Origin of the sequence: Streptomyces sp. 2-1, from assembly GCF_048564895.1 — a bacterium.
In the GTDB taxonomy this organism is placed as follows: Bacteria; Actinomycetota; Actinomycetes; order Streptomycetales; family Streptomycetaceae; genus Streptomyces; species Streptomyces phaeochromogenes.
This window is the reverse complement of sequence record NZ_CP183383.1, coordinates 10,312,825-10,329,325: the sequence shown is the minus strand read 5'-3', so window position 1 is coordinate 10,329,325 and position 16,501 is coordinate 10,312,825. Positions and strand designations below refer to the sequence as shown.

Here is a 16,501-nt window from a genome sequence, read left to right as displayed (position 1 = left end):
ATCCATGGTCTTCAACCGTTCCCTCCTCGCGAAGGCCGCGCTCGGGCCGGCTGCCGGCGCGGTGCTCATGGCCTTCATGGCCTCCGGCGCGATTCCGGCGTACCAGATGTACTCGGTGGCGCTCGCCGCGATCTACACCGTCGTCGTGCTGTCGGTCGGCCTGCTCGCCGGCTGGTCCGGCATCTGGTCGGTGGGCCACCCGGCGTTCTTCGCCATCGGCGCCTACTTCGCCGCGTACGGCAGCGGTCACGGCTGGTCGCTGGAGACGGTGGTCCTGGGAGCAGTGGTCACCGGAACCGTACTCGGCGCCTTCCTCGGGTACGCGGGTGCCAGGTTCTCGATGCTCTACATCGCCCTGCTGACGCTCGCCTTCACCATGGTGACGCTGGAGCTGGTCAACCGCTGGAGCAGCGTGACCGGCGGCGACCAGGGCGTCGCGGTGCTCCAACTGCGCAGCTCCCTGGGCCTGGGCACCCTCGCGGGCGGCAGCACCGAGTCCCAGTACCTCGCGGTCGGCGCCGCGGCCGTGGTGCTCGCGCTGGCGGTACCGGCCGCCGCATCCGGACTGCGGATGCGGCTGGTGGCCGCGAAATCGCATCCCCTGGCGGCCCGTACGATCGGCATCGCGCCCGAGGCGCAGTCGGCGCTGGCGTTCGCGGTGAGCGCCGCGTTCACCAGCTTCGCGGGTGTACTGCTGGGGCTCATCACCGGTTTCGTCAGCCCGGACCCGTTCTCCCTCAACCTCGGCATCGCGCTCATCGCGGCGTGCGTGCTGGGCGGGGTCGGAACCATCGTCGGCGCGGTGGCCGGCGGCGCCTATCTGACCTGGAACCCCTCGCTGTCGTCCGCCGTGGGACTCCCCCAGCCGGTCGTGCAGGGCCTCGTGCTGGTCGGGGTGCTGCTGTTCCTGCCCGGCGGAGTGGTGCCGTTCCTCAGCGCACCCCTGCGGTCGGTGCTCCGGCGTGTGTGGCGACGGCCGGCACCCACGCCCCCGAAGCCAACCCCTGCCGCGGACCTCGCACCGCGGCAACCGGCCACGGCCACAGTCACAGGTGAAGGCGCCGTCGTACTGCGCCTGGAGCACGTGTCGGTCGCGTACGGCGGGCTGAAGGCGCTAGAGGATGCCTCGGTGTCGCTGCGGCAGGACGAGGTCCTGGCCGTGATCGGGCCCAACGGGGCGGGAAAGACAACCCTGTTGAACGCGGTGTCGGGCCTGACCGGCAACGGCCGGGTGAGCGGGACGGTTGATTTCGCGGGCGGTTCCCTGCTCAAGGCGCGGGCCACCGCGCGGCGCCGGCTGGGCATCGGCCGTACCTTCCAGCACGCGGAGGTGTTCTCCGAACTCACCGTCGCCGAGAACGTGTTGTGCACGCGCCGCTGGATCACCGCCCGGGACCGGGCCGACGTCGCGCGGCTGCTCGACTCGGTCGGCCTCGCCGACGTGGCCGACCGACGGCCCGGAGAGCTTCCGTTCGGGCTGCAGAAGCGCCTGGACCTCGCCCGTGCGATGGCCGAGGAACCGAAACTCCTGGTGCTGGACGAGCCGTTCGGCGGCCTGGACGCCGGCGAACGGGCACTGCTGGCACAGCAGATCAGGCGGCTGCACGCACAGGGCACCGCCGTGCTGGTCATCGACCACGTGCTCGACGACCTGTTCTCCGTCGCGCACCGGGTGCTGGCCTTCGACTTCGGCCGCACCATCGGCGAGGGCACCCCGGACACCGTGCTGGACAACCCCGAGGTGCGGTCGTCGTACCTGGGTACGGTCGGTGGCCGGGCCGAGCTGCCCGAGCGGGTCGGTGAGCGGAGCGTGCTGCGGCTCAGCGGGGTCGGTCACACCTACGGCGGCGTGGTCGCCCTGCGGGACGTCGACCTCGACGTACGCGAGGGGGTCGTGCTCGGGATCGCCGGGGCCAACGGCGCCGGGAAGAGCACCCTCGCCGGGATCCTGCACGGCTCGCTGAAGCCCGCGCGCGGGAACAGGGAGACGGGCGGGACCGTCCGTACCAGCCTGGCGCCCGAGGGACGGGCCCTGTTCAAGACGCTGTCCCTGCGGGAGAACCTCGAAGTGGCGGCCTACGCGGCGGGCATCACCGGGGCACCGTTGCGCGAGCGCCTTGCGGAGACCACCGAGTGGCTGCCGCCGCGGCTGCGCGACCGCATGTCCGTGCCGGCCGCCGGACTGTCGGGCGGTGAGCAGCAGATGCTCGCCATCGCCCGCGCCCTGATCGTCAGGCCCGACGTCCTGATCGTCGACGAGCCGGCGCTCGGGCTCGCGCCCGCGCTGGTCGACGAGGTGTACGACCGGCTGGTGCGACTGGCCCACGACGGCCTGACGGTCGTTCTGCTGGAGCAGTTGCTCAGCCGTGCCATGTCCGTCTGCCACGAGGTGGCCGTGTTGCACGAGGGGTCGGTCGCCGCTCAGGGGCGGCCCGGGGACCCGTCGTTCGCCGCCCTCGCCGAGGCGGCGTACTTCAGCGGCGCCCGGGAGACCGCCGCGACCACCGCCCGACTGTGAACCAACCCCGCCACAAAACAAACTGAACTCATGTTGTGAACTGTTGTGAACGAGGTGGACCGTGTTCCGGACAATGAGAAAATTCCACCGCGCCGCGGGAACGACGGCCGTCCTGGCCGTGGTGGCGCTGACCGCCAACGCGTGCGCGGAGCAGGACTCCGCGGGAGCCGGCGGCGACTCGTCGGAGATACACATCGGGGCGTGGCTCCCGACGACCGGCGCCACCGCCTCGTACGGCGTGCCGCAGAAGGCCGGTGCCGAGGCGTACTTCAAGATGATCAACGCGTCCGGGGGCATCAACGGCCGCAAGGTCCGGTGGACCGTCAAGGACAACGCGGCCGACCCGCAGCAGACCGTGCAGATCGCCCGCGAACTCGTCGGCCAGGACAAGGTCGTGGCCATCGTGAACGCGAACGGCACCTCCCAGGCGGAGGCGGCCTTCCCGTTCGTACTCAATCAGTCGAAGGTTCCGGTTCTCAACGAGGTGGGCGGCAACGAGTCCTGGTACAAGCCGCCGCGCCCCGGTCTGTTCGGCACCCAGACCCTCTACGAGGACCAGGCCGCGGCGATCGCGGCGTGGACGGTGCAGGACGGCGCGAAGAAGATCCTCGTCGTGCACAGTGACCCGGCCGCGTTCGTGAACGTGGCCAAGCAGGTCGAGCCCGTCGCGAAGAAGGTGGACCCCTCGGTCGAGGTCGACCGGCTGACGGTCAAGTACCAGACCACCGACTACACCCCGGTGATCAGCAAGGTGAAGGCCGCGAAGACCCAGGCGGTGATCCTGATCCTCACCTCCCCCGAGGCCGCCGCCTTCCTGAAGGAGGCCAAGCTGCAAGGGCTGTCGCTGCCCACCTACGCCTACGCGCCGGTCGCCGCGGAGTCGACGGTCTCCCTCGCCAAGGACGCGGCCGAGGGGCTCAAGGCCGTGCAGCTGGTCAAGGCGCCCTCGGACACCGACCCCGCGGTGAAGGAGTTCCGGACCGCGATGGCCAAGTACGAGCCCAAGCAGCCCGCCGGATTCCTCGCGCTGTGGGGCTGGAGCAACGCGAAGGTGTTCGCGGAGATCGCGAAGACCATCAAGGGGCCCGTCACGGCCGACGCGCTCGACAAGGCGTACGAGAAGGCGACGAAGGTGGACACGGGGGTGTCGCCGGTCATGAACTTCAGCCCGAGCAACCACCTCGGCACCCGCAGCGTGCAGCGAGTGGTCGTGAAGGACGGGGTCTGGACGTCCGAGGGCGACTTCTACACACCGCCGAAGCGCGGCTGAGCCGCCCCGAGGTTCCGGCCGAACCCCGGGGGCGCCGCGCGAGCCGGCTACGCGAGGGTCGCGTCCTTGAGCAGGCCGAGGCGGATGAGGTTTTCGGCCCTGTTCGAGCGACAGGCAGTACTCGGTGCTGATGCCCGCGAGCAGGGCGACCTCCTCGCGGCGCAGACCCGTGACCCGCCGCCGGGCCCCGCCCGGCAGGCCGATGTCCTCGGGGCGGACCCGCTCCCCGCCGGGAGCGCAGGTAGTCGCCCAGCCCGCTCCCGCTTCCTGTTGCTATTCGATCCGCGGTCGGTGTGATCGGCGCGTTGCCCCTGTCCGAGTCACTACCAGGCTGACACCCGGCCACCCGGCCACCCGGTCTACGTCGGAGACGTCCCCACAGGGTCCTCCCGTACATAGCCGCGTTCCTTGTCGACCACGTTGCGCAGTTCCCTGCCCTCGGCCCTGCGGGTCAGGTTGTCGAGGAACAGGTCCGCGAGGTCGTCGCGCCAGCCGGTGACCTCGCCTGCCGTGTGCGGGGAGACGATGACGCCGGGCAGGTCCCACAGGGGTGAGGCGGCGGGCAGGGGCTCGTGGGCGAAGACGTCCAGGGCCGCTCCGGCCAGGCGGCCGTCGGTGAGGTGCCGAACAAGCGCCTCCTCGTCGACGAGTCCGCCCCGGCCCACGTTCACCAGCCGCGCGCCGGGCTTCATCGACGCGAGCACGGACGCGTCGACCATGCCCCGGGTTGCCGCCGTGAGGGGAGCCGCGAGCACCACGTAGTCCGCCGCGGCCAGGGCGGGGCGCAGCCCGGAGAGGGCGTGCACGGTGCCGAAGTCGGGGTCCTCCGCGCACTCCGTACGCCCTACGGCGCTCACCCGCATGCCCACGGCACGGAGCATGCGGGCCACGGCACGGCCGATGGGGCCCGTGCCCCAGACGAGGACGGTCCGTCCGTCGATGCGTTCGCTGTCCCGGGGCCGCCACTCGCGGCGCCGCTGGTGTTCCCAGGTGCCCGGGAAGTCCTTGGCGAGGGCCAGGATCAGGCCGAGTACGTACTCGGCGATGGGCCGGTCGTAGACGCCTCGCGAGTTGGTGAGCAGCACCCGGGGGTTGTCGACCAGGGCCGGGAAGAGCAGGGAGTCGACACCGGCGGCGGCCACGTGCACCCAGTTCGGTGCGCTCGACGGGTCCGCGGGCCAGGCCGCCTCGACGGCCGGGGTGATCGAGTGCCAGCAGAGGAGGGCGTCCGCGCCGGGCAGGAGGTGCGGCAGTTCCTCCTCGGTGGCGTACACCGTGTCCGCGAGGCTTTCGATGCCGGCGGCGTTGTGCGGCAGGATGCCGCGGTGCAGGACGACGAGTCGGTCGGCCAAGGCGGTTCTCCCACGGCGTGAGACGGTGCGGGGGCGGCTGGTACGAGGTACCGCTCCCACCCTCCGGGGGGTGTGGCGGAAGGGTCAATGACCACGGTGTTCTCCCGGGACGGCCGCTGTGGACGGTGTGTCAACCGGTCGGCGGCCACGGAACACACTGTCCACCCGCCGTCTCCCAAGAGAACACCATGTTCATTGACGGTGGATCCACGCTGAACCAGGGTGATGGCCAACCCCGGACCGCTTCGCCCGGCCACCCCGGTGACGACCGGTCCGCACCGCGTACAGCGCTGTGCGCCTTCCCCCCTGAAAATCCCCCCACCCCCGCTTTCCAATGCTTGACGTACGAAGCCTCCTTCGCCCGGTCCCCCTGCCGGCGCGCGTCCCCCTCGTCTTCCCGCGTCCCCCAGGAGCCTCAAGCATGTCTCTGACCTCATCAACCACCGGCGGGGCCTCGTCGCTCGACGACGCGCCCGTCAGTTCCTTCCACCGCCGGATCATGGTGGTCGCCATGGGCGGCCCCTTCTGTGACGGCTATCTGCTCGGAGTGATGGGCGTCGCCCTCGGCCTCATCACGCCCGCACTCGCCCTCGACACCCTGTGGACGGGCCTGATAGCGGCCTCCGTCCTGGTCGGCGTGTTCATCGGTGGCGCGGTCTTCGGCCCGATCACCGACCGGGTCGGCCGTCATCTGATGTACGTCCTCAACCTGGCCACCTTCGTCGTCTTCTCGGCGCTCCAGTTCTTCGTCACCGAGGCCTGGCAGCTGCTGGTGCTGCGGCTGCTCATCGGCATCGCGATCGGCGCCGACTACCCCATCGCCTCCGCCCTCACCACCGAGCTGGTGCCCCGCCGGATGCGCGGCCCGGCCCTGTCCGGCCTGGTCCTCGCCTGGTGGGTCGGGTACGGCGTGAGCTACTGGGTGGGCTGGGCGCTGACCGGCCTCGGCGACGACTCCTGGCGTTGGATGCTGGCCTCCGGCACGGTCCCGGCGCTCATCTTTCTGTTCATGCGGGCCGGTATCCCCGAGTCCCCGCGCTGGCTGGCCTCGCGCGGCCGCATGGACGAGGCGAAGGCCGTCGTCCGCAAACACCTCGGCCAGGAGGTGAGCGACGAGGAGCTGCTCGCGGAGGGCCGCCAGGAGAAGCGCGGCGGCTCCGGGCTCGGAAATCTCGTCGAGATCTTCAAACGCGGCTACACCGTCCCCGTCGTCTTCTGTTCCGTCTTCTGGATCTGTCAGGTCGCACCCGCCTTCGCGGTCCGCTCCTTCCAGCCGCAGATGCTGTCCGCGTTCGGCGTGGGGAGCACGTACGGCGCCAGCGCGCTGATCACCACCATCGCGGTGGCGGGCATCGGGCTCGGCCTGGTGGTCGTCAACCGGATCGGCCGCCGCTCGCTCCTGATCAGCAGCTTCGTGTGCATCAACGTCTCGCTCATCGCGCTGGCGGTCCTGCCGCTGCACTGGGCCTTCGCGGTGGTGGCCCTGTTCGCCGCCTTCCAGTTCTTCGAGGCGGCGGGCAGCGGGCTGCAGTTCGTCTACCCGAGCGAGCTGTTCCCGACCGATCTGCGGGCCACGGGCGTGGGCATCGCCACCGCGATGAGCCGCGTGGGCTCCGCCACCTCCACGTTCCTCCTGCCGATCGCCGCCGAGGACCTGGGCGTACGCGGCACGCTGGGCGTCGCCGTGGCGATCACGCTGGTGGGACTCGTCGTCTCCTACTTCCTCGCCCCCGAGACCAAGGACCTGGGCCTGACCGAGGCCAGCAGCCGGCCCTGAACCCGCTCGCTCCGTCACCACTTCGCCTTCAAAACACCTCAACCGCCGCCCCACACAGAGGAGTTCACTCCATGCGCAAGGTCGTCAGCTTCGACTGCTACCGGACCCTCATCAACTTCGACACCCGGAGCGCCACGCACGAGATCGTCAAGGACCGCCTGGCCGAGTTCGGCGTGGACCCGGACCAGTTCCACCACGACGCGTACGTCATGCGCTTCCAGGGCGTCGTCGACGACTACCGCCCCTACCGCGAGGTCGTCCGCCGCACCCTGCGCAACGTCATGCTGCTGCACGGCCTGGAGTACCGGGACGAGGACGGCGAGGCGCTGATCGAGGCCATCAAGAAGTTCACGCCGTTCCGCGAGGTCCCGGACGCGCTGCGCCGCCTCAAGGGCGAGTACGACATCGCCATCCTCTCCAACAGCGAGGACGACCTCATCTCGTACGCCGTCGACGAGCTCGGCGTGGAGTGGGACTACGTGCTCACCGCCGAGCAGGCCGGAGCGTACAAGCCGCTGCCGCAGGCCTTCGAGTACCTGATGAAGGCCACCGGGCGCGGCCCCGAGGACATCATCCACACCGCGCAGGGCTGGGAGTACGACATCATGCCGACCAAGCGGTACGAGGGCATGCGGCGGATCTGGGTGAACCGGTACGGCTTCCCGGGTTCGGCCGCCTACCAGCCGTACGAGGAGATCAGCGACCTCTCCCAGCTGCCGCCCCTGCTCGGCGTCTGACCTTCTTCGTCGTCTCCTGGTCTCCTCGTCTTCTCGTCCAGCCGCCGTGAAAGGACATCCCGTGAGCGCCACCACGCTCGGTCAGCCCGGCCCGGTCAACGGCCGGATCTCCCACTGGTTCGCCGAACTGCCCACCCCACGCGCCGCGTTGCCCGGTGACCGCGACGCCGATGTGTGCATCGTCGGCGCCGGACTGACCGGACTGTGGACCGCGTACTACCTGAAACTGGCCGACCCGTCGCTGCGGATCACCATCCTGGAGGCCGAGTTCGCCGGGTTCGGCGCCTCCGGCCGCAACGGCGGCTGGGCGTCGGGGCTCGTGCCCGGCGCACGCGACCGACTGGCGAAGCAGTACGGGCGGGACGCCGTGCTCGACTACCAGCGCGTGATGAACGAGGCCGTCGACGAGATCGTCGCCGTGGCCGAACGCGAGGAGATCGACGCCGGCATCGTCAAGGGCGGCACCCTGCGGGTGGCCCGCACCCCCGCACAGGCGACCCGGCTGCGCCACAAGACCGAGGCCGACCACGAGTGGGGCGTGCCCGACGCCGTGATGCTCACACCGGACGAGGCCGCGGACCGCATCCGCGTCGACGGCATGACGGCCGCGGCCTGGACCCCGCACTGCGCCCGGCTGCAGCCCGCCGCCCTGGTCAAGGGGCTCGCCGAGACGGTCGAACGGCTCGGTGTGACCCTCTACGAGAAGTCCCCGGTCACGGCCATCGAGCCCGGCCGGGCGGTCACCGCGCACGGCACGGTCACCGCGCCCGTCGTCCTGCGTGCGACGGAGGGGTTCACGGCCTCGTTCAAGGGGCTGCGCCGCGCCTGGCTGCCCATGAACAGCTCGATGATCGCCACCGAGCCGCTGCCGAAGGAGGTGTGGGAGGAGATCGGCTGGGCGGGCCGCGAGACGCTGGGCGACACGGCGCACGGGCACATGTACGCGCAGCGCACCCCGGACGACCGGATCGCGATCGGCGGCCGAGGTGTCCCGTACCGCTTCGGCTCCCGCACCGACGACGCCGGGCAGGTGGACGCCCGGACCATCGGTCAGCTCACCGACACGCTCTACGCCATGCTGCCGCAGACCACCGGTGCCAGGGTCGATCACGCCTGGTGCGGTGTGCTCGCCGTGCCCCGCGACTGGTCCGCCACCGTGGGACTCGACCGCGCCACGGGGCTCGGCTGGGCCGGCGGCTATGTCGGACACGGTGTGACCTCCACGAACCTCGCCGCCCGCACCCTCACCGATCTGGTGCTCCGGCGCGAGTCCCGGCTGACCCGGCTGCCGTGGACGGGGCACCGCCCCGGCACCTGGGAGCCGGAACCGCTGCGCTGGCTGGGCGTGCGCGGGCTGTACGTGGCCTACGGGTGGGCGGACCGGCACGAGGCGGGTGGGCGTGCCCGTACGTCGCCGATCGCCACGGTCGCGGATCTGATCGCGCGGCGGCCCTGAGGCGTCCCGTTGGTTCTGGCCGCCTCTTCGCCTCGTCCCGTCGCACCGGGCACGTGGTGCCTTCGCGGCCGGCCGTTCCGCGTGGTCGCTCGCGCCACTCCCCGCGCCCTCTACGGGGCGGGGCGCGGCGCTGAGCTGGGCAATCGGGCCTTGCGCCGGTCTGTCTCACCCTTCAGAGTGGTCCGGACATCGTGCCGGATCGGTCGGCACGTCGTCGGACTGGAGCTGCCCCCATGCCGTTCCTCACAGTCGCGGACGTGCTGCGGCTGCCCGTCATCGCCGCCGGTCTGCCCCGGGTGGCGGCGGGCGAGGACCAGCTGTCGCGCACGGTCCGCTGGGTCCATGTCACCGAGCTGCTCGACCCGGCCTCCTTCCTGGAGGGCGGCGAACTCGTCCTCACCACGGGCATGCCGCACCCGGCCGATCCCACCCAACTGCGCGGCTACGTCGACTCGTTGGCGGATGTGGGCGTGGCCGGGCTGGTCGTCGAGCTGGGGCGCCGCTACCAGCACGCGCCGCAGGAGCTGGTCACCGCCTGCCGGGAGCGGGACCTGCCGCTGATCGTGCTGGCGCGCGGGGTGCGGTTCATCGAGGTCACCCAGACCGTCCACGCGCTGATCCTGGACGCGCAGGGCGAGCTGCTGCGCCGAGCCCAGCAGGTGCGCGAGCTGTTCACCTCCCTCACCCTGCGCGGAGCGGACCCGGAGGAGTTCGTGCAGGCCGCGGCGGACCTCACGGGGTGTCCGGTGGTCCTGGAGAACCTCATCCACCACGCGGTGATCTGCCGGACCGCCGGTCCTCCGGACGGGCAGGTCCTGGAGGCCTGGCCACGGCGCTCGCGCACCGCCCCGACGCCGGATCGGGCGGCGGCGAGCGGGCCCGAGGGCTGGCTCGTGGCGCCGGTGGAGGACCGGGGCAGACGGTGGGGGCGGCTGATCATGCTGCCCCACGCGTCCGGCCCGCCGATCGGCCCCGAGCAGACGATGATCCTCGAACAGGCCGCCACCGCCCTCACCCTGGCGCGGCTGACCGGCAGACCCGAGTGGGACCGGCGCGCGCACAGTTCCGTCCTGCTCGATCTGCTCCACTGGCGCTACCGGAGCCGTACCGAGGCGCGGCTGAGGGCCGAGGCGCTCGGCCTGCCCACGACCGGTCACCGCCTCGTCCCGGTCGTCATCGACCACGGGGACACGGCCGACGGCAACACCACGGTGACCGGGCACCTCGCCGCGGAACTGCCCATCTCGGGCGTCAAGGCCCTGGTGGGAGATCTGTCCGAGCACCGGACCGGACTGCTCCTCGCGTTGGCCCGCGCCTCGGCCTGGCAGCCGGTGGTGGAGCGCGTGGGCCGGGATCTGCGCGGCACGTTCGGGGAGGGGCTCGTCGTGGCGGTCGGCCCCGGAGTCACCGAACTGAGCCAGGTCACCCGGTCGTTCCGCGAGGCCGAGCAGATCGCCGACGCGATCGGCCCCGGGACGCTCGACCGCCCCTTCCATGTCGCGTCGGACATCGGTCTGCCGGAACTGCTGTACTCCCTGCGCGACGACGTCCGCGTCCAGCGGTACGTGGAACAGCAGTTGGGGCGCCTCGTCCAGCACGACGCCCGACACGGCAGCGACCTGCTCTCCACCCTGCGCGAATATCTCGTCGCCGCCGGCAACAAGTCGATCGCCGCCAAGCACGTCGGGCTCTCCCGGCAGGCCTTCTACCAACGGCTGCGGACCATCGAGCGGCTCCTGGGCAACGACCTGGAGTCCGGCGCCCACCGCACCCAACTGCACGTGGCCGTCACGGCGTTGGACGTACTCGGCGGTGCTGGTGGGACCGCCCGACCTGCTTCCCTGTGAGTCGCCCGCGGGGGTGAACACCGCTGTCGGCGGACGCGTATCTGATCCCGGAACGGCTCCCACAGCGTGCGTGCGCACGTCGGGAAGAGACGAGGGATCATGACTGAACAGCGGTACCACGTCATCGGAATGACCTGCGGCCGCTGTGCCGACGCCCTGGAGAGCAAAGTCTGCGGGGTGCTGGGCGTCGACCGGGTCGGCATCGACCTCGACACCGGTTCGGTGACCGTGACGGGCGAGGCGCTCGACGGTTCGAAGGTGTGCGCCGCGATCACCGAGGCGGGCTTCGAGGTGGCTGCCGTTCTCTGACAACCGGCCGGCACACCTCTGGTGGCGGTCGGCCCCGCTGGATACGTTCCTCCCATGCCCGCCGAGCCGACCGCCCTGAGCAAGCTCAACGCCGAGGTCGTCCTCCGCTACCTGCGCGTGTTCGAGACACAGGACCTCGACGAGCTCGCGGAACTCGTCGCCGAGGACGTGGCGGTCCATGGCGCCGGGCAGCATGTGCGGGGGCGGCGCTATCCGGAAGGGGCGATATTGAGCCCGGGTCTGTCCAACTGCCGCGTACAGGTGGACGATCTGTTCGCCGCCGAGGACCGGGTGGTCACCGCTTTCACCCTGACGTACACGCACGACCGCACCGGGCGTGACCTGACCATGTCGGGCACCAAGTCCTACCGCCTGAGCGAGGGGCGGATCGTCGAGTTCTGGGGCGAGACCGACCTCTACAGCCTCCTGCGGCAGCTCGGGATCGTTCCGGAGGAGATCCCGCCCTTCTGACGGTGGGCCCGCAGCGCGTCAGGCCGGTCCGCCGGCACGCACCCGGGCCAGTACCTCGCGGATCATGTCGGCGCTGATGGTGAAGTGGTCGCGGGCGATCTCCTCGGCCTTGGCGGGCTCACCGGCCGCGATGGCCTCGTAGAGAGCCTTGTGGTCCCTGCTGGCCCGGTGGAAGTGGGACCGTTCCCCCTTGCCCCAGGGTTCCGCCGGGAAGCCGAGGCTGATCCGGGTCAGCAGGTCCCGGCTGAGCGTGGCGATCTGCGGGTTGTGCGTGGCCCGGCAGATGCTCTCGTGGAACGCGCTGTCGGCGATCTGTTCCTCGCGGGGTGTCGTCGCGGAGAGGTACGCGTCGAGGGCCTCGCGTATCGGTTCGAGGTCCTCGGGCCGCCGGCGCCGGGCGGCCGTGGCGGCCACCATGCCCTCCACCAGCCCCCGTAGATCGAAGAGTTGCTCGAACTCCTCCCAGCGGGGCAGCAGCGTCCGGCGGACCGCGGCCGCCGAGGACTCGCTCCAGCTTTCGCGCACGAACGCGCCGCCGTTGCGGCCGCGGCGGATCTCGATGACACCCACGGCCTGGAGACGTCCGACGGCCTCGCGCACGGTGGGACGGCTCACCCGCAGGAGCTGGGTGAGCTCGCGTTCGGCCGGCAGCCGCTCCCCCGGCAGGAAGTCCCCGACGGCGATCGCCGTGAGCAGCCGGTCGGAGACCTCGTCAACCGCGGACGTCACACGGACCGGGCGCAGGGACGGTGAAGGGGCACCACCGAGGAGGACACGGTCGAGCACCCGGGCGAACTCGTCCCCCGGCTCGGGCGGCTGCGGTGCGGATGTCAGCTGGTCCTCCTCAGGTCGGTCACGGATGCCGGACATGTAAACGCGCGCTGGACACGTAAACACGCAGTTACGTCTTGCCCTGCCCCCGCTAAAAGGTCTTGTGCCCTGACCATTTGCCCAATCAGTATCGCAGCCACCCGTCACACCCATCTCGTTCCAGACAGGGACCGACCGATTCTCGGCCGGTCCGGGAGGCTCCCAGTGGCGATCCCCGAACCGAACCACACCGGAACCGTCGACTTCAACGGCTGGTCCACCTGGTACCGGATCACCGGCGAACCGGGCAAGACACCTCTGGTGGTCCTGCACGGCGGGCCCGGCGCCGGTCACGACTACACGCTGCGCATCGCGGGCATCGGCCGACAGGGCCGGCCCGTGGTGCACTACGACCAGCTCGGCGTCGGACGGTCCACCCATCTGCCCGACCGGGGCGCCGACTTCTGGACCGTCCAGCTCTTCCTCGACGAACTCGACAACCTCCTCAAGGCCTTGGGCATCTCCGACGCGTACCACGTCCTCGGTCAGTCCTGGGGCGGCATGCTCGCCGCCGAACACGCCGTACGGCGCCCGCCGGGACTGCGGAGCCTGGTCATCGCCAACTCCCCCGCGTCCATGGAGCTGTGGCTGTCCGGCGCGGCCGGGCTGCGCGCCGCTCTCCCGCCCGAGGCCCAACGGACCCTGCTCGCCCACGAGGACGCCGGGACCACCGACCACCCCGACTACCACGCGGCGGAGCAGGTCTTCTACGAGCGCCATGTCTGCCGCCTGGTCCCGACCCCGCCCGAGGTCCAGGCCACCTGGGACAACATCGAGGCCGACCCGACCGTGTACCACACGATGAACGGGCCGAACGAGTTCCACGTCGTCGGAACCCTCAAGGACTGGTCGGTCATCGACCGGCTGCACCTCGTCGACGTCCCGACACTGCTGGTGTCCGGGCGGTACGACGAGGCGACTCCCGAGACCGTCCGTCCCTTCGCCGACCACATCCCCGATGTGCGCTGGCACTTCTTCGAGCACTCCAGCCATATGCCGCACGTCGAGGAGGAGGAGCTCTACCTCCAGGTCGTCGGCGCGTTCCTCGACTCGACCGACTGACTCGGCCAGATCCAAAGGCCGACTCGACTCGCCGCCCCGCCCCGCTGTCTCCACCGTTCGATCCACCCACGGGAGTCCGGATGTCCCGCAGCACCAGACGCACCGCCCTCGTCGCCGCCACCGCCGCCCTCGCCCTCACCGCCGCCGCCTGCTCGTCCTCCGACGACGGCAGCGCCTCCGGCCCGACCTCGTCCTCCTCCGGCTCCGGGTCCTCCGCCTTCCGGCCGGAGCACAAGGGAGGCACCCTGCGGATGGTCGCCCACGCGGCCGCCGGCAGCCTGGACCCGCAGGTGAACTACACACTCCAGTACTGGCAGCTGTACCAGTCGATGTACGACGGTCTGCTGGCGTTCAAGAAGACCGGCGGTCAGCAGTCGTTCACCGTCGTACCGGACCTGGCCACGGCCATGCCCAAGGTGACCAACGGCGGCAAGACGTACACCTTCACCCTGCGCAAGGGCATCAAGTTCTCCAACGGGAAGGCCCTGACCACCGACGACGTGGTCGCGTCCTTCCAGCGCATCTTCAAGGTCTCCAGCCCCACCGCGGGCACCTTCTACAACGGGATCGTCGGCGCGGACGCCTGTATCAAGAAGCCCGCGGACTGCACGCTCGACAAGGGCGTCGTCGGCGACGCGTCGGCAGGCACCGTCACCGTCAACCTCACCGCCGCGGACCCGGAGTTCCCGTACAAGCTGGCCGTCCCGCATGCCAGCGTGCTGCCGAAGGGTTCGCCGGCCAAGGACGCGGGCACAAAGCCACTGCCGACCACCGGTCCGTACATGGCGGCCTCGTACGATCCGAACCGGGCGCTCAAGCTGGTCCGCAACCCGCACTTCAAGGAGTGGTCGCGGGAAGGCCAGCCCCAGGGCTATCCCGACAAGATCGACTACACCTTCGGGCAGACCGTCGAGTCCGAGGTCACCGCCGTCCAGAACGGCCAGGCGGACTGGATGTACGATCCGCCGCCCGCCGACCGCCTGAACGAGATAGGCACCAAGTACGCCTCACAGGCGCACGTCAACCCGCTGACCGCGTTCTGGTATCTGACGCTCAACGTCAACTCGGCGCCGTTCGACAACAAGTTGGCGCGCCAGGCCATCAACTGGGCCGTGGACCGCGAGGCCGTGGTCCGGCTGTACGGCGGCAAGAACCTCGCCTCTCCCGCGTGCACCATCCTGCCGCCGGGCTTCCCCGGGCACGTCGACTCCTGCGACTACACCAAGGGCGGCGGGAAGACCTGGTCGGCCCCGGACCTGGCCAAGGCCAAGGAACTGGTCAAGAAGTCCGGTACGGCGGGGCAGGAGGTCGGCATCGTCGTTCAGGACGACGAGGTCAACAAGTCGATCGGCCAGTACCTGCAGAGTCTGCTCACCCAGCTCGGCTACAAGGCCACCCTCAAACCGCTGTCGGGCAACATCCAGTTCACGTACATCCAGAACACCAAGAACAAGGTGCAGCTCGCCCTGACGTCCTGGTACCAGGACTATCCGGCGGCCTCCGACTTCCTCAACGTGCTGCTGTCCTGCGCCTCGTTCCACCCGGGCAGCGACTCCAGCATCAACATCTCCGGCTTCTGCGACAAGGGCATCGACGCGCGGATGCGGACCGCGCTGAAGACCGGACAGACCGATCAGAAGAGCGCCGACCAGCAGTGGGGCACGATCGACCAGGACATCATGAAGGAGTCCCCGGTCGTCCCGGTGATCAACCCGAAGATCATCGACTTCACGTCGAAGCGCGTCGGCAACTACCAGTTCAGCAAGCAGTTCTACATGCTCGTCGGGCAGTTGTGGGTCAAGTGAGCCGCGCCGTGGCCCCGTTGCCCACCACCGAGGCCCGGCGCTCGCCGGGCCCCTGGCGGACCGCCGTCGCCGACCTGTCCCGCAACAGGCCGGCGACGGCCGCGGCCGTCGTCCTGCTGATCGTCGTCGTGGTGTGCCTGTGCGCCCCGCTGTACGCGGACCACATCGCCCACACCGACCCGTTCCAGTCCCATGTCTCCGGCACCACGGTCGTCGACGGAAAGACCGTGCCGGTACTCACCCCGAGCAGTACCGGCCTCGGTCTCGGCGTCACGCCCATCGGGCCCACCTGGGACACCGCCCACTACTTCCTCGGCTCCGACAACCAGGGCCGCGACGTCATGGCACGGCTGCTCTACGGCGGCCGCACCAGCCTGTTCATCGGGGTCACCGCGGCCCTGCTGACCGTCGTCATCGGTACGGCCGTCGGCGTCCTCGCCGGCTACGCGGGCGGTGTCGTGGACGCCGTCATCTCCCGGATCCTGGACGTCATCTGGGCGTTCCCGGTGTATCTGCTGGCCATCTGCCTGTCGGTGGTGCTGCTCACCGACGGACTGCGGCTCGGTCCGGTCACGGTGGACGCGGGGAGCCTGTGGCTGCCCGTCGTGATCATCGCGGCGATCTACGTCCCGTACGTCGCCCGGCCCCTGCGCGGCCAGGTACTGGTGCTGCGCAACAAGGAGTTCATCCAGGCGGCCATCGGCTCGGGCGCGCCCGCCCTGCGCGTCATGCGCCGGGAGGTGCTGCCGAACGTCGTGCCCACGGCGATCGTCTTCCTGCCGCTGATGACCGCGCTCGCCATGCTCACCGAGTCGGCGCTGTCGTTCCTGTCCGTCGGGGTCCAGCCGCCCGACGCGAGCTGGGGCACGATCATCGAGGACGGCCTGGGACTCCTCTACACCCGGCCCGCCGTGACCATCGCCCCGGGACTGCTCATCGCGCTGACCACGGTGGCTCTCAACGTCCTGGGCGACGGCGTGCGTGACGCGCTCGACCCGAGCGCCCGGCTGCGCGGAGGGGTGTGACC

The 16,501-nt window shown here is 70.5% G+C and carries 13 protein-coding genes; 11 read left to right on the top strand and 2 right to left on the bottom strand.

The window, feature by feature from the left end:
- Positions 1 to 4 precede the first annotated feature (4 nt).
- Both ACN20J_RS45115 and ACN20J_RS45110 read left to right on the top strand, forming a co-directional pair.
- On the top strand, positions 5 to 2,518 hold the full coding sequence (locus ACN20J_RS45115; protein WP_419668285.1) for an ATP-binding cassette domain-containing protein: 2,514 nt from the start codon (positions 5 to 7) through the stop codon (positions 2,516 to 2,518).
- 73 nt (positions 2,519 to 2,591) lie between these two features.
- Positions 2,592 to 3,788, top strand: a complete 1,197-nt coding sequence (locus ACN20J_RS45110; protein WP_190230057.1) for an ABC transporter substrate-binding protein — start codon at positions 2,592 to 2,594, stop codon at positions 3,786 to 3,788.
- A 359-nt stretch (positions 3,789 to 4,147) separates the two neighbouring features.
- On the opposite strand, the gene ACN20J_RS45105 is transcribed toward ACN20J_RS45110, so the two are convergent.
- Positions 4,148 to 5,140 (bottom strand): D-2-hydroxyacid dehydrogenase, encoded by a 993-nt coding sequence (locus ACN20J_RS45105; protein ID WP_190230058.1) that lies wholly within the window; start codon positions 5,138 to 5,140, stop codon positions 4,148 to 4,150.
- 421 nt (positions 5,141 to 5,561) lie between these two features.
- Here ACN20J_RS45105 and ACN20J_RS45100 point away from each other — a divergent pair, with 421 nt between their 5' ends.
- From ACN20J_RS45100 to ACN20J_RS45075, 6 genes are all read left to right on the top strand, one after another.
- Positions 5,562 to 6,917 (top strand): MFS transporter, encoded by a 1,356-nt coding sequence (locus tag ACN20J_RS45100; RefSeq protein ID WP_190230059.1) that lies wholly within the window; start codon positions 5,562 to 5,564, stop codon positions 6,915 to 6,917.
- Positions 6,918 to 6,988: 71 nt separating this feature from the next.
- The gene (locus ACN20J_RS45095) at positions 6,989 to 7,654 is read left to right on the top strand and encodes an HAD-IA family hydrolase (RefSeq protein WP_189842686.1); all 666 of its coding nucleotides are present in this window, start codon (positions 6,989 to 6,991) and stop codon (positions 7,652 to 7,654) included.
- A gap of 61 nt (positions 7,655 to 7,715) precedes the next feature.
- Positions 7,716 to 9,110, top strand: coding sequence for an NAD(P)/FAD-dependent oxidoreductase (locus ACN20J_RS45090; RefSeq protein ID WP_190230060.1), 1,395 nt, complete (start codon positions 7,716 to 7,718; stop codon positions 9,108 to 9,110).
- 233 nt (positions 9,111 to 9,343) lie between these two features.
- Positions 9,344 to 10,957, top strand: a complete 1,614-nt coding sequence (locus ACN20J_RS45085) for a PucR family transcriptional regulator (RefSeq protein WP_189842688.1) — start codon at positions 9,344 to 9,346, stop codon at positions 10,955 to 10,957.
- 99 nt (positions 10,958 to 11,056) lie between these two features.
- On the top strand, positions 11,057 to 11,266 hold the full coding sequence (locus tag ACN20J_RS45080; protein WP_189842689.1) for a heavy-metal-associated domain-containing protein: 210 nt from the start codon (positions 11,057 to 11,059) through the stop codon (positions 11,264 to 11,266).
- Positions 11,267 to 11,320: 54 nt separating this feature from the next.
- Positions 11,321 to 11,737, top strand: a complete 417-nt coding sequence (locus ACN20J_RS45075) for an ester cyclase (protein WP_190230062.1) — start codon at positions 11,321 to 11,323, stop codon at positions 11,735 to 11,737.
- Between the two features lie 18 nt (positions 11,738 to 11,755).
- Here ACN20J_RS45075 and ACN20J_RS45070 read toward each other — a convergent pair whose 3' ends face one another.
- Positions 11,756 to 12,607, bottom strand: coding sequence for a FadR/GntR family transcriptional regulator (locus ACN20J_RS45070; protein WP_190230063.1), 852 nt, complete (start codon positions 12,605 to 12,607; stop codon positions 11,756 to 11,758).
- A 165-nt stretch (positions 12,608 to 12,772) separates the two neighbouring features.
- Here ACN20J_RS45070 and ACN20J_RS45065 point away from each other — a divergent pair, with 165 nt between their 5' ends.
- The 3 genes from ACN20J_RS45065 (at position 12,773) to ACN20J_RS45055 (ending at position 16,499) form a co-directional block, all read left to right on the top strand.
- Positions 12,773 to 13,669: a proline iminopeptidase-family hydrolase gene (locus ACN20J_RS45065; RefSeq protein ID WP_361886279.1), complete on the top strand. Its 897-nt coding sequence runs from the start codon at positions 12,773 to 12,775 to the stop codon at positions 13,667 to 13,669.
- A gap of 80 nt (positions 13,670 to 13,749) precedes the next feature.
- Positions 13,750 to 15,474 carry an ABC transporter substrate-binding protein gene (locus ACN20J_RS45060; RefSeq protein ID WP_419668284.1) on the top strand — a complete coding sequence of 575 codons (1,725 nt, stop codon included), beginning with the start codon at positions 13,750 to 13,752 and terminating at the stop codon, positions 15,472 to 15,474.
- Positions 15,475 to 15,482: 8 nt separating this feature from the next.
- Complete coding sequence (locus tag ACN20J_RS45055; RefSeq protein ID WP_190230066.1) at positions 15,483 to 16,499, top strand: ABC transporter permease; 1,017 nt, start codon at positions 15,483 to 15,485, stop codon at positions 16,497 to 16,499.
- Positions 16,500 to 16,501 lie beyond the last annotated feature (2 nt).